This window comes from Metallumcola ferriviriculae (assembly GCF_035573695.1).
Taxonomy (GTDB): domain Bacteria; phylum Bacillota; class JADQBR01; order JADQBR01; family JADQBR01; genus Metallumcola; species Metallumcola ferriviriculae.
The window spans coordinates 3,303,036-3,315,660 of record NZ_CP121694.1 but is presented as its reverse complement, the minus strand read 5'-3'; the positions used below and the strand labels follow the sequence as shown (position 1 = coordinate 3,315,660).

The following is a 12,625-nucleotide window of genomic DNA, read 5'->3' as shown; positions in this document are numbered from 1 at the left end:
AGGCGTTTTATTTAAAGAACTTAACCCCTTGCCATCTTTCCCTCAAAATAAATTTATTGAATATTGCGTGTTTTAAGGAGTGATAATGTGTTTAGTTTTGACAAGGAACAAAAGACTTGTACCATTGGGGATTTCCGTGTCGGTGGACAGCCCGGGGAAAACCCACCTTTGCTGATTTCCTCTATGTTTCATAACAGTGATAAAATATTGGAAAGTCGCAAAGAAAGAAAGTTTGACAAAGCTAAGGCAAAAGAGTATGTCCTGCGGCAGGAGGAATTGTCCGAGAAGACGGGGATTCCCGCCATGGTGGCCATGGTGGCTACCAAAGTCGACGAGATGAAAACTTATATTGACTTCTTGACTAGTATCAGTGACAAGCCTTTTGGAATAGACATGTGGGTTCAGGACCAGCGTTTGGAAGCCATGAAATATATTGCCGAACTGGGCCTCCAGGATCGGGTGCTGTATAACAGCATTACACCTTGGGATAAGGATATTCCCGGTCAGGTGACTCAGCTGAAAGAAATGGGAGTAAAACATGCGGTTGTTCAGGTCTTTGATGAGCAGGACCAGTCACCTGCAGGCAGAGTTAAATCTTTTCGTAAGATGATGGCAATGATTGGTGAAGATACCTTCGAGACGATTATGATTGATACTTCGGTTATGAACCTTCCTGCCATTGGTTTTTCAGCTTTGGCTACTAAAATGTTAAAAGAAGAGTTTGGTTGGCCTGCGGGTGTGGCAGCATCAAATGGTACATGGATGTGGAAAGAAGCCAGAGATTTATTCGGTAGTGACGGTTTCAAGGCCATGGATGGCGCAGGGCAGGCAGCTGCATCGCTGCTGTGGAGCGACTTTTTATTCACCGGTCCTATAGTAGCTATGCCTAGGTACTTACCTGCTATGGCCAGTGCCAGCCTAATACTGAGTACCCTTGCATACCACGAACGCAAGGAACTGCCGTCCAACGAAAATCACCCGCTATACAAATTGTTTGGTGAGTTTGCAGATACACTAAAAGGTGCATAACTTCACATTAAGTAGTAGTGAAAAAGTTATATTTGGAAATTCAAGGAGGTTTTTATATTGGTTACGTCATTGACACCGAAGGAAAGAATTCTCGGCCTGTTAAAGGGTGAAGAGATAGACCGAATTCCATGTTTTAGTGGTATGGGTAACGTAACAACTGCAGGTTTTCAGGGTTTAGAATATAATTTTCCCCAATTACACGGGGATAGCAAGAAGATGGCGGAAGCGGCAGCTACTTCGCATCGCTTATTTGACTTTGAGTGTGCAGTGGTTCCATTTGACCTTTGTGTGGAGGCCGAGGCTATGGGATGCGTAATGAACCCTTATGAAGATGTTAAACAGCTTTTATATCCTACAATTAAAGAAAAAATAGTAAACTCCACCGATGAAATGACAACATTTGAAATTCCGGATAATTTGGCACAACGCGGTCGCGTACCAGTAGTAATGGATGCCATCAAACGTTTAAAGGAAGATATCGGCAGTGAAGCTGCTATTGGCGCTTATGTGCTTGGCCCATTCACTTTGGCAGGTCAAATAATGGATCTGAATGATGTTGTAAAGTTATGCTTAAAGAAGCCGGATATGATAAATGAAATGCTGGATAGATTAGCAGACGTACTCATAACTGTAGGCAACGCCTATGAAGATGCTGGTGCTGACTATATCTGTGTTCGAGAGATGGGAGCTACCACGGATGTGCTAAGCCCTCGGGTATTTAAAAAAGTTATTCAGCCGCATCTGACAAAGATATTTAATAATCTAAATAAACCCCATATTTTGCATATTTGTGGCGGTACCAACAAAATTATGGATATCATGCAGGAAACCGGTGCGGGAGCATTGAGCGTAGAACAGAAAAATGACCTACAAAGCAGTAGAGCTGCTGTGGGCGAGGATGCACTGATATTTGGCAATATTGATGCATTTAACGTGCTGGTCAGCGGTACGCCGGAGCAGGTAGAAGAAGCTGTGCTGGCGGCTATCGAAGGCGGTGTTGATGCTATTTGGCCCAGTTGTGACATATGGCCGGAGGCGCCGGTAGTAAATTTAAAGGCAATGACCGGTGCGGTTAAGAAATATGGTGCGGAGAAATGGGCGCGAAGGAATAGATAAACAGTAAAAAGGTAAAGCGGTTTTTCCGCTTTACCTCTTGCTGTTTCTTTCAAGTATATGTTTGAATGGGTGTCTATGGTAGGGGTGGTTAGGAACGGCTGGGTACTTTATCGACTTGGAGGTGTCTGTCATGAACATTAAAAGAACTTGTAGTGAAAAGGTAATAGTGATTATCGGGGTGCTGATCCTTCTACTGGTGGCAGTAACGGGGTGCAATAGTGGATCTCAGCAACAGGAAGATGTAGTTTATATTACCCAAACCGGGCCGGCCAACATGCTTAGTCAGTTGGGCGCAAAGGAAATAGACGGGTTTGTAGCCTGGGAACCATTTAATGCCGAAGCGGTATTGGGGCAGGATGGTAAGTATTTAGCGATGTCGGGAGAAATATGGCCGAACCACCCCTGCTGTATATTGGCCGCTAATATTGACTACCAGGATGATAAAGTGTTATCTGCCGTAACCTGGGCCCACGTCAAGGCCACTCGTTTTATTAATAACCCAGAGAACAAAGAGCGGGTAATTGAGTACGCCATGGAGTTTACAGCTAAGAACAGGGAGGTAGTGGTGGAGGCGTTAAAGACCATCCACTTTGTGGAGTACCCTAACGTGGACGAATTTGAAGCATATTACTCGCAGTTGAAGGCCGGAGGCCTTTTGACGAAAGATTTCGCTGATATTGGCTATAGTGAAAAAGAAGAATTTTTCTCCAACTTTTTTGTGGACAGTTACTACCAAGAAGTATCAAAGCAACTTAAAAAAGACTCTCAGTGGGTACCACAAAAGGTAAACAGCCAGGTCCAGTTGCACTTAGGCTTTTTAACAAAAGACTTACATGAGTTTGCTGTTTACGTGGCACAAAAAGAGGGTTTTTATCAGGACGTAGGTTTAATACCTGGCGCTAATCTGGAGTTTGTCAACTTTACCAACGGCGTAGCAGCTATGGAAGGTTTTAAAAATAATGATGTGGACATTTCCTATTTAGGAGGCGCCCCGGCAACATTAAAGCGAATTAATGACGATATCGGCATTAAAGTTATTGCCGGTGCTAACGAGGAAGGTTCTGCTATTGTGGTACGCCCCGATGCGGGGATAGATGATTTCTCCGACTTAAAAGGTAAGACTATTGCGATACCTGCCATAGGAACTGTGCAGTATTACCTATTAGAAAAAGCATTAAACGACAGTAACCTGAAAACTCAGGTTAAGTAAGTGCGCCTTCCCGGTACAGAAGGAGATGATACATTCTTGCCCTCCCAAATGAACAACTACGAAGCTGAAAAGCAAACTATTATACCGGGTAAGCTGTTGAATGTAGACGATAAGCTAAGAAGATGGGGTATGTCGGTGTTCACCATAGCCATGTTTATAATTTTCTGGCAGGTGGCAGCGGTTAAGCAATGGCTTTCGCTGCCTACTCCGGGGGTGGTGACGGCTACACTAATACGCCTGATAGTTTCCGGTGACCCGGTTTATGGAAAAACGCTGCAGCAGATGACTTTTGCCAGCCTGATGATAGTGCTAAAGGGATGCTTTCTAAGCATGGTGACGGCAATACCATTGGGGATGATGCTGGGCACTTTTCGATTTTTTGAACAATTCGCTGGCATTTTACTGGAAATGTTTAGACCCATTCCACCGCTGGCTTGGATACCTCTAGCTTATATATTGTTCCAGGATTTTTCCTCACCTACTACTTATGTGCAAATTTTTGTGGTATTTGTGGGTGCGTTTTTCCCTGTCTTGCTGAATACTACCCAGGGGATTAAGTCGGTGGAAAAACGTTTTATAAACGCCGCTATTACCTGCGGTGCCACCAGGTGGCAAATTATCAGTAAAGTATTGTTTCCCGCATCGATTTCCCATATGGTTACCGGTCTTCGCATTGGGCTAGGCGTGGGATGGATGTGCGTTATTGCCGCAGAATTTGTTGGCGGTAAAATGGGAATAGGTTATTATATTTGGTCCGTATACAGCATTGGCGGACGTTCGGCTGAAATTATAGCGGGCACCATCACTATCGGTTTAATTGGTTATCTGATGAACAAATTATTTTTAGTAATGGAAAAGAGGCTGCAGCCATGGCGTTAGTGGTGGAAAAACTGGGAAAAAACTATCAGCAGTTGAATATCCTTCGAAACCTTTCAGTAACCGTTGAGAAAGGCGAATTCTGCTGTATTACCGGGCCCAGCGGCTGTGGAAAAAGTACATTGCTGCGCTTAATCGCGGGGTTGGAAAGTTCTGATACCGGACGGATTATCGTAGATGGGAGCAGTCCTTCCCCCGGGGGAAGGGAAATAGGTTTTGTATTTCAAGAGGATACCCTCTTTCCCTGGTTGACTATCAAAAAGAACATTACATTTCCGTTAGAACTTTCCGGTATGAAGCGTGAAAAACGAGAAGAATTAGCGGCCTATTTTCTCCGACTGACAAACTTACAGCAGTTCGGCGGTCATTACCCGCACCAGTTATCCGGTGGGATGAAACAAAGAGTTGCGGTTGCTCGGGCGTTGGCATACAAGCCGAAGGTGGTGCTGATGGATGAACCATTTGCGGCATTGGATGCTCAGACAAGAAATTACATGCAGCAGCAGCTTATAGAGCTATGGGAACATGAAAAGCTGACTATAGTGTTTGTTACGCATAATATTGACGAAGCACTCTATTTAGCTGACCGGGTACTGGTACTCACCGGCAGGCCAGCAGGAAACAGGCAGGAGTTTCTAGTGAAGCTGCCCAGGCCGCGGCAGAGAACTTCGTTACCTTTTGTTAAGCTCCGTGAGCAGATATTATCTTTAATGGCAAATTAGTATATGTTTCAGCTTGTTGACAAAATCTCGGGCAGAGTTTGTCAACAGTCTGATATATATTTATTTAATCGGAGGTGAGTGTTATGGACATTTTAATTATTGGCGGCGGCGGTTCTTCGGCAGTTACGGCGAGAACGGTAAAAAAATATATGCCTAGGGCCCAGGTACAAGTGTACACTAAGCGTAAGGTTGCCGGATATCGCCCTTGTGAACTGACCTATGTTCTCGGTGGGGAAATTCCTAGCTTTGAAACCATGATTAACTTCGACCCCGCCGGTATGGCAAAAAACAATATTTTTTATCATATGGAGACGGCGGTTACGGAAATTGAGCCTCAACAGCAATACGTTACAGTTAAGGGTGAAAAGGTTAGATATGATCGGCTGGTAATTGCTACCGGATCGGAGCCATTTATTCCGCCTATTCCCGGTGCAGATGGCACAAACGAGTTTACCTTGGGCACGGATATGGTTTATGCGGAAAACTTTCTCAAGGCATTACCACAGTTTAAATCAGCAGTGATTATAGGCGCGGGGCCGGTTGGGTTAGAGGCGGCAGAGGCACTGGTTAACCGTAACTATGAAGACGTTTGGGTAGTTGAAGCTGCTAACCAAATTCTTCCCAAATTCCTTGATAGGGAAATGGCGCAAATAGTACAGGACAGGTTGGCCGGTCAAGGTGTTAACTTTTTGTTTAATGCCCAGGTTAGTGAAATAAGAACCGAAGAGGGACAGAAGATTGCAGTTATTGATGATTCTTCCGTAAAGGCAGATTGTATAGTCTACTGCACAGGGTTTAGACCCCGAAATGAATTGGCGCGGCGGTGTGGCTTAGAGATAGGGGAAACAGGCGGAATAAAAGTGGATCAATTTTTGCGGACTAGTGACCCTAATATTTTCGCCGTTGGAGATGTGGCCCAAACCACGGACTTGATTTCTGGTAGACCCACACTGTCTATGATGGGCAGTAATGCGGTGCGTACTGCAAAAGTGGCGGCGCAGAATATGGTTTCTGAGAAAATGGTGGCATATAACGGCACTGTTCACACTTTTGCCATTAAGCTGGCGGGTTTGTATATCGGTACCGCAGGATATAATGAAACCGCCAGGGGAATGCTGCTGCCGGATAGTCCTCAAGTTGCTACGGCTTCCCATAGGGCTACTGTCAAACCACCATATGTTAACGGCAAACCAATTCATATAAAATTAGCAGCAGAATCGGAGTCCTACCGCTTAATTGGTGTTCAGCTAATTTCTGAGGACCCGGTGGGAATAGCGGATCTTGACCGTTTGGCCCTTGCTATGACTGAACAGATATCTCTCAGTGAGATTTCATTGGCGGAGACTTGTTATACACCATCTTTGAATTGGCCGTATTCACCTGTAGCCCAAACAGTGGATAATCTGATCTATCGTCTGGAGCAAATACAAAATGGGGAGGATTAATCGTGCCGGCGGATTTCTACCAAGTTTATTACTATAAGCCTTGGCCAATTTTTTGGGTGCTGCATCTAGCCGCTTTAATAATTTTCACACTAGGAATGTGGGACCATGTCGCTATCATGCTGCGAGGCAAGCGAAGAAATTTATATAACCCATTTAAAATCTATCACGCGGCCCATGGGATATTCATGGAGGTTGTTTTTCAACGACAGTTGTGGCGTCAGTCCAAAGTGAGATGGTTGATGCATATGGCAATTTTTTGGGGATTTATTAGTTTACTTTTACTAACCACCCTGCTGTCAGTAATAGCTGATGGGTCCGTACTCCCGGAGGTATTTAGGCAGTACTGGCTGGCGGGCAGTGGTGTCCAAGTCATTGACGTCTGGGGGGATGTAGGCGGCCTGGTTATGCTTATTGGTGTGCTGACAGCCCTGTTCCGGCGAAAATTAATTCAAGTGGAACAACTAAATACCCTAGCCATGGATACAAATATACTTTGGATATTATTGGGGTTGTTAGTGAGTGGGTTTGCCATTGAGGGGATAAGGTTTGCTTCTATCACCGGAACAGTGGGCCCTAATTATGCATTTGTTGGTGGGTGGGCAGCAGAACTGCTGGCGGGTGTTCAAAATAAGCAGCTATACCTGTCCGTTCTTTGGGTGGCACACGGTTTATTCAGTGCTGGATTTATTGCCTACATTCCTTTTAGCAAATTCATGCACATTTTTAGCGCACCATTGGAGATTGCAGTGAATGCCTCTGAGGACGGCTTAAGGAGTGACTTATATTGAAAGAAAAAAAACTACCGCTGGAAGTACTAAGCAGTAGACAACTATTGGAACTGCAGGCCTGCACCAGATGTGGAGAGTGTCTAAATTGGTGTCCCGTTTATGCAAAAGATTCCAGGGAGGAAATCACCCCTCGGGCCAAGCTGTTACGTCTGAAATCCGCTGTTAAGGAAGAGTATTCTGTCTTCACCAAACTTTTTTCAAAGGGTAAAACCAAGTTTCCTATTGATCAACAGTTGATGCAGATTATTACCCAGTGTTCCGTCTGCGGTCAGTGCCATTATGTGTGTCCGGTACGAATAGATACAGTAGAATTGTGGGAGGCAGTGAGGGAAATGCTGGTTGCTGGCGGGGTCCATCTTCCTAAAGGGCAGTGGGAAATGGCAAAGGCGATTAAAGAAAGCGATAACCCATGGAATCATCCCAATGATCTTCGCTATGCATGGATGAACAAAGCCCTAACAGAAAATTTGATTGAAAAAAGGCCAAAAAACATATTGAAGGAAGAAGCATCGGTACTGTATTTTGTAGGTTGTACAGCGGCATATGATGAGAAAATCAATGCTACTGCACAGCAAACCATTAATCTTTTACAGGCGGCAGAGGTTGACTTCGGCGTATTGGGCGAAAATGAACCGTGCTGCCGCGGTAAGCTGCGGCGCGTTGGTGACCCGGCGTGGAGAGAGTATGCCTTGGAAAACATTGAGATGCTTAATAGTTTAAATATTGATACTGTTGTGATTTCGTGTCCCGGCTGTTACAAAACCATTAAGCAGGATTACACCAAGCTTAAGCAGTTAAACTTTAAAATCTATCACCTGACGGAATATGTGCAGCAGCTTTATGATCAGGGAAAAATTAAATTTACTCAACCAATGGATTTAAGCGTCACATATCATGACCCCTGCCACCTTGGGAGGCACAATAGAATTTACGACGCGCCCCGTGATGTCATCAAGGCACTGCCGGGTATTCAATTGATTGAAATGGAGCGTATTAGGCAGAACTCCCGCTGCTGCGGTGTTGGCGGCGGGCTGAAAATGGCTTTTCCCGAGCTGCAGACCGAAATGAGTGTGGAACGAATTCATGATGCGGAGAAAACTGGTGCGGAGGCGGTAGTTACTCCCTGCCCTTCATGCTATTCAGGTTTAAAAAAGGGAATAGACGCTTCTGATTCAACCATTAAGCTGTATCATTTTACAGAGTTGGTAACTGCTGCTCTAGACGTAAGACCGGAACGGGATGCAGGAGTAATTGGAGGGGTGGGGTAACATGCGTGTCCAGGTGGTCTGCGGCTTCTTAGGCGCAGGCAAAACAACACTAATTCAAAATATCTTAACCAAAGCAGAGGACAATGTGGCGGTGCTGGTCAATGATATGGGTGAATTGGGCCTAGACGGCAGTTTTCTGGCTAGTACCAGTAGCGTGGATATCGTGCAGCTGCCGGGCGGTTGTATCTGCTGTTCACTGCGTAGTAACCTGGCTGAAGCAATCAAAGATATCAAAGACAAGTTCAACCCGGAAAAGCTATACATTGAGCCATCGGGCATAGCGGTAGGAATTCTGGGGGTTCTTGATGAATTGGGTCCCTTGGTGGCAGTGGAGGCAGTAGTAGGTGTGATTGATGCGGCTGTGTATCTGGAAGATGCCCATATGTTTGGCCCTTTTTACAAGGACCAGATAAAGAATTCTGATATTTTATTGATTAATAAGATTGATTTAATTTCAGAGAAATTGCTGAAGAGAGTGGAGGATGAAATTGGCAGGCTGAATCCTGCGGCAGTACTTTTCAGGACGAAACATTGTAAAGTATCACTTCCTCCTGGTGACCACCACCAACCGACGGCCAAATTTGATTTCCATTCTTCGTTGGAAACTGTGGTAATACGCCCCGGCACCGTTATCAGTACTCAGTCTATAGAATACTTGGGGCAGTCATTGGCATCAGGTGAATTTGGGCAGATTATTAGGGCGAAGGGACTGGTGCATACGCACCGGGGTTGGTTTCGTTTTGACTTTACTAAAACCCGGTATTCAATAGTAGAATTTCCCCGGTCAGATTTCAGCAGGGTGGTTTTTATCGGCACTGGGATTAAACAGTCAATGTTAGCAAAGGTTTTGTGTGAAGGATAAATTTCATAGCTGTTGGTTCTTTGCTTTAAACTCCGGTTCAATTTGGTGCCATGGCAGCGTCGCCGTAAGGCGGACAGGCAACAAAACCATTTTGAGGCCTCCCGGCGTTTTTTTTAATGACCCATGGGTATACTAAAATGGAGGCAAATTAATCGCAAGGCATTGGCGGGCTCCTTATATGTATGGACTATTTAATATTTGGGACCAAAGAGGAGGTGAGAGTTGTTACGGGTGATAGTCTAAAATATAATGCTGCAAACGACGGAGTTCAATATTAGTAAAAGGGAGTGTTTGGTATGCCAGATCAATTAAATCAAATGCTTGGTCAATTAGATGCAAGCTCTTGGGAGAGCTGGAAAAAATCTTTGGGTAACATGGTGAAGCAGGCGGAACAGCTGGGAATATCCAATAATATGATGGAAGAATTCGCCGCAGAGTTTGGTGATTTTTTAGCGGCAAATATTAATCCTGATGTACCCGAAAACAAATCGGTAAAAGAGCTATGGGAAGCAGCTAATGAAAGTGAGCAGAAAGTATTGTCCCATTTAATGATAAAGTTATCAAAGCAGTAGGTGCTGCTCAAGAAAATTACCGCTGATATTTACTTGTATAGTTTAATACTAACAAACAAACATCCATTGAGTATACAATGGATGTTTGTCTGTTGGGCGGGCGATAGAGAATTACTAGTAGATGCCATATTTGCCCGAAGTGAGATGCGGTGTGCTGCCCCAGGTACAGGGAAGGTGATGATTGCCTTCCTTATGTTAGCCAATTGTTATCCTAGAAGACCATTTCGGAGGAGCGTTACTTATTGCTTGCATGCCGTGGTGATTCTTTAACAATTATCATGGCCTTTGTTAAAGCAGTCACTATATTAGTGTTATGCTGGGTTTCCATTTGATTTAGACGAGAAAGGATTTCCCCTTTATCCCGGACCACGTACCTGGGGGGAAGTAAATTTAATGCCAAGGCAGCAATATCGTGGCGACATACCTCGCAGCTGCACATTTCCGGCGATTTAGCCAATGTGCTGTCTAGTAAAGTCCACACTTGGTCTTCCATAGAGTTTTTGAGAAAAACTTCTTTTTTTGACAACTTGGCCACTCCTCATTATTTTAATTTCCGGGGAAAGTAGGCATACTGCCGCTAATTAGGGAGCATGCCTACTAATGGTAATAATTACTGATAATACCATATCATGGATTTGAATGATAGTCAACAGTCTAGACAGATTAATCTTTGCCGGGGTTTGAAAAAATTGTATGGTATTGTTTATAAGAAATTGTATGGTTTGTTTATTAGGAAGGGTATTTATCTTATTGACTTAAGGTGTTATATATTTGGGGCTATAATTAAACTTAGGGTTGTAAGATATGGTATGATTATAGTTGTTTGGAATTTGTAGTGTAAAGCGGAGATGATAACAATGAAGAAATACTTGCCGTATATTGCCAGTCTTACCGTAGCTGTAATTTTTGGTTTTTCTTTTATGTTTACTAAAGAGGCACTGAATGTACTGGCCCCTTTTCAACTATTAGGTTTTAGGTTTGCATCTGCTGTGTTGCTGTTGACACTACTGCGCATTGCAGGTTTGATAAAGGTGGATTACCGGGGAAAAAAACTGGGCAAGCTCTTGCTGCTAACGGCCTTCCAACCGTTGTTTTATTTCACCTGTGAAACCATTGGGGTAAAATTGACCAGCGCCAGTGAAGCGGGGATGATGATAGCGGTAATTCCTATATTAGCAGCAGTGCTGGGGGCAATATTTTTAAAAGAGCGCCCCAGCATGCTGCAATTTAGTTTTATTATTCTATCTGTTGTAGGAGTTATTTTCATTATTTATATGCGCGGCAGCACTCAATCAGGGAGTGATTTTACCGGCGTTTTGATTTTAATGGGGGCTGTGTTGGCGGCGGCTGTTTTTAATATTCTATCCCGGGCCAATTCACTGAAGTTTACACCGGTGGAGATAACCTATCTAATGATGTGGGTGGGTGCTGTGGCATTTAATACTATTGGCTTAGGGCGGGCATTATTGGATGGAGTGCCTATTGTTGAATATTTTCATGCGTTAACGGACCCCCGAGCTTATTTTGCAGTACTTTATCTGGCTGTACTTTCCTCAGTATTGGCATTTTTCTTGTTAAATTTCAGCCTCTCGCAAATTGAGGCTGCTCAGGCAGCGGTTTTTGCAAATTTAACCACTGTTATATCCATATTGGCCGGGGTATTAATTTTAAAGGAGAAATTCTATTGGTTTCATTTGTTGGGAGGAAGTATGATAATTTTGGGTGTCTGGGGTACCAACTATTTTTTGCGGGATAATACGCTGCCTTCCAAGGTAGACTACTTAAATAATCAAGCCAAAACTACCTAGGAGAGTGATTTGATGAAGGACAAGGAAAAACCTCGCAGTAAGCCTGACCATTTGGATCAGTTTGGCAGGGAAATGGGCGGCGACAAGATAACGGAAAAGGATGCACCAGTAACATCTAACAAGGAAAAACGCAAGTGGATGAAATAACTAGTCGGGCTCTGCCCGGCTTTTGTTAATCTAGTAGGAAACACCTATGACAAAGCTTATTTTCACAAGTCCGGAAGAAATCGTAAGAGAGACCGGGGCTGAGATTGCCTCCGGCCTGTGTCAAGCTGATAAATAACACTAACTTTTTCGTTTCTTATCAATTTCTCTGATTTCTTCCATGCTTTTGATTTTAGGCTCAACATAAATTTCACTGACTTCCATTTGATAGGGTTTCTTTTTGGTTTGTTTGGACTTGTTTTTCATGTAGCACCTCCTTTCTTTTAGTGTGCCAAGATCTTATAAAATTAACTATTGCAATTTCATATACATTAGCTGGTCGGGGAAACTAAGTCCATGTGGCAAAAATTCTTTTTTTACGGCATAATGGGTTGGATAATAGAAATAATTTGGACCGGACTTGGCTCTATGCTGAGGGGGCAGTGGGTACTGCGGGGGCACAGCTATCTGTGGATGCTTCCGATTTACGGTACAGTTGTCTTTTTTGAGCCTGTTCATGACCGGGTTCGAGGCTGGCCCTGGCCTTTACGTGGGTTAACATGGCTGATGCTGATCTGGTCGTTAGAGTATACCTCGGGATGGCTGATTTCGTTGGTAATTGGCCAGATTCCCTGGGACTATAGCCTAAAGACATCGCTGCATGTGAACGGATTGATACGATTGGATTATGCTCCCGCTTGGTTTGCTGCCGGGCTTCTTTTTGAGAAAGTGCATGATTACTTGGATAATATTCGCTTGCTAAAGTTAAAGTAGTATTGGGGAAA

15 protein-coding genes are annotated in these 12,625 nt (G+C 44.0%); 13 read left to right on the top strand and 2 right to left on the bottom strand.

Annotated elements, in window-relative coordinates:
- The first annotated feature begins 87 nt into the window (after window positions 1-87).
- The 10 genes from MFMK1_RS16395 to MFMK1_RS16350 all read left to right on the top strand — a co-directional run bounded on the left by MFMK1_RS16395 (window position 88) and on the right by MFMK1_RS16350 (window position 9,888).
- On the top strand, window positions 88-1,029 hold the full coding sequence (locus MFMK1_RS16395; protein ID WP_366922757.1) for a tetrahydromethanopterin S-methyltransferase subunit H family protein: 942 nt from the start codon (window positions 88-90) through the stop codon (window positions 1,027-1,029).
- A 57-nt stretch (window positions 1,030-1,086) separates the two neighbouring features.
- Window positions 1,087-2,145 (top strand): MtaA/CmuA family methyltransferase, encoded by a 1,059-nt coding sequence (locus MFMK1_RS16390; RefSeq protein WP_366922756.1) that lies wholly within the window; start codon window positions 1,087-1,089, stop codon window positions 2,143-2,145.
- A gap of 130 nt (window positions 2,146-2,275) precedes the next feature.
- On the top strand, window positions 2,276-3,355 hold the full coding sequence (locus tag MFMK1_RS16385) for an ABC transporter substrate-binding protein (protein ID WP_366922755.1): 1,080 nt from the start codon (window positions 2,276-2,278) through the stop codon (window positions 3,353-3,355).
- A 36-nt stretch (window positions 3,356-3,391) separates the two neighbouring features.
- Window positions 3,392-4,234, top strand: a complete 843-nt coding sequence (locus tag MFMK1_RS16380) for an ABC transporter permease (protein WP_366922754.1) — start codon at window positions 3,392-3,394, stop codon at window positions 4,232-4,234.
- A complete protein-coding gene (locus MFMK1_RS16375) occupies window positions 4,225-4,953 on the top strand; it encodes an ABC transporter ATP-binding protein (protein WP_366922753.1) in 729 nt (242 codons plus the stop codon). The genes MFMK1_RS16380 and MFMK1_RS16375 overlap by 10 nt, the downstream gene beginning before the upstream one ends.
- A gap of 83 nt (window positions 4,954-5,036) precedes the next feature.
- Window positions 5,037-6,398 carry an NAD(P)/FAD-dependent oxidoreductase gene (locus MFMK1_RS16370; RefSeq protein ID WP_366922752.1) on the top strand — a complete coding sequence of 454 codons (1,362 nt, stop codon included), beginning with the start codon at window positions 5,037-5,039 and terminating at the stop codon, window positions 6,396-6,398.
- 2 nt (window positions 6,399-6,400) lie between these two features.
- Entirely contained in the window at window positions 6,401-7,186 is a 786-nt protein-coding gene (locus tag MFMK1_RS16365; RefSeq protein WP_366922751.1) for a respiratory nitrate reductase subunit gamma, read from the top strand.
- Window positions 7,183-8,454, top strand: coding sequence for a (Fe-S)-binding protein (locus tag MFMK1_RS16360; protein WP_366922750.1), 1,272 nt, complete (start codon window positions 7,183-7,185; stop codon window positions 8,452-8,454). The genes MFMK1_RS16365 and MFMK1_RS16360 overlap by 4 nt, the downstream gene beginning before the upstream one ends.
- A gap of 1 nt (window position 8,455) precedes the next feature.
- Window positions 8,456-9,316 (top strand): CobW family GTP-binding protein, encoded by an 861-nt coding sequence (locus MFMK1_RS16355; RefSeq protein WP_366922749.1) that lies wholly within the window; start codon window positions 8,456-8,458, stop codon window positions 9,314-9,316.
- Window positions 9,317-9,612: 296 nt separating this feature from the next.
- On the top strand, window positions 9,613-9,888 hold the full coding sequence (locus MFMK1_RS16350) for a DUF3243 family protein (RefSeq protein ID WP_366922748.1): 276 nt from the start codon (window positions 9,613-9,615) through the stop codon (window positions 9,886-9,888).
- 235 nt (window positions 9,889-10,123) lie between these two features.
- On the opposite strand, the gene MFMK1_RS16345 is transcribed toward MFMK1_RS16350, so the two are convergent.
- A complete protein-coding gene (locus tag MFMK1_RS16345) occupies window positions 10,124-10,414 on the bottom strand; it encodes a late competence development ComFB family protein (protein ID WP_366922747.1) in 291 nt (96 codons plus the stop codon).
- A gap of 322 nt (window positions 10,415-10,736) precedes the next feature.
- On the opposite strand from MFMK1_RS16345, the gene MFMK1_RS16340 reads away from it, so the two are divergent.
- Both MFMK1_RS16340 and MFMK1_RS16335 read left to right on the top strand, forming a co-directional pair.
- Window positions 10,737-11,696 (top strand): DMT family transporter, encoded by a 960-nt coding sequence (locus MFMK1_RS16340; RefSeq protein ID WP_366922746.1) that lies wholly within the window; start codon window positions 10,737-10,739, stop codon window positions 11,694-11,696.
- Between the two features lie 12 nt (window positions 11,697-11,708).
- Window positions 11,709-11,843 carry a hypothetical protein gene (locus tag MFMK1_RS16335; protein ID WP_366922745.1) on the top strand — a complete coding sequence of 45 codons (135 nt, stop codon included), beginning with the start codon at window positions 11,709-11,711 and terminating at the stop codon, window positions 11,841-11,843.
- Window positions 11,844-11,981: 138 nt separating this feature from the next.
- Here the strand turns inward: MFMK1_RS16335 and MFMK1_RS16330 are convergent, their stop codons facing one another.
- A complete protein-coding gene (locus tag MFMK1_RS16330; protein ID WP_366922744.1) occupies window positions 11,982-12,107 on the bottom strand; it encodes a hypothetical protein in 126 nt (41 codons plus the stop codon).
- A 90-nt stretch (window positions 12,108-12,197) separates the two neighbouring features.
- On the opposite strand from MFMK1_RS16330, the gene MFMK1_RS16325 reads away from it, so the two are divergent.
- Window positions 12,198-12,614: a putative ABC transporter permease gene (locus MFMK1_RS16325; RefSeq protein ID WP_366922743.1), complete on the top strand. Its 417-nt coding sequence runs from the start codon at window positions 12,198-12,200 to the stop codon at window positions 12,612-12,614.
- Window positions 12,615-12,625 lie beyond the last annotated feature (11 nt).

Excerpts from the sequence above, each read along its gene's own strand:
- MFMK1_RS16375 (WP_366922753.1), top strand. The coding sequence starts at position 4,225 with ATGGCGTTAGTGGTGGAAAAACTGGGAAAAAACTATCAGCAGTTGAAT.
- MFMK1_RS16350 (WP_366922748.1), top strand. The coding sequence starts at position 9,613 with ATGCCAGATCAATTAAATCAAATGCTTGGTCAATTAGATGCAAGCTCT.
- MFMK1_RS16385 (WP_366922755.1), top strand. The coding sequence starts at position 2,276 with ATGAACATTAAAAGAACTTGTAGTGAAAAGGTAATAGTGATTATCGGG.
- MFMK1_RS16340 (WP_366922746.1), top strand. The coding sequence starts at position 10,737 with ATGATAACAATGAAGAAATACTTGCCGTATATTGCCAGTCTTACCGTA.
- MFMK1_RS16370 (WP_366922752.1), top strand. The coding sequence starts at position 5,037 with ATGGACATTTTAATTATTGGCGGCGGCGGTTCTTCGGCAGTTACGGCG.
- MFMK1_RS16335 (WP_366922745.1), top strand. The coding sequence starts at position 11,709 with ATGAAGGACAAGGAAAAACCTCGCAGTAAGCCTGACCATTTGGATCAG.
- MFMK1_RS16355 (WP_366922749.1), top strand. The coding sequence starts at position 8,456 with ATGCGTGTCCAGGTGGTCTGCGGCTTCTTAGGCGCAGGCAAAACAACA.
- MFMK1_RS16325 (WP_366922743.1), top strand. The coding sequence starts at position 12,198 with ATGTGGCAAAAATTCTTTTTTTACGGCATAATGGGTTGGATAATAGAA.
- MFMK1_RS16330 (WP_366922744.1), bottom strand. The coding sequence starts at position 12,107 with ATGAAAAACAAGTCCAAACAAACCAAAAAGAAACCCTATCAAATGGAA.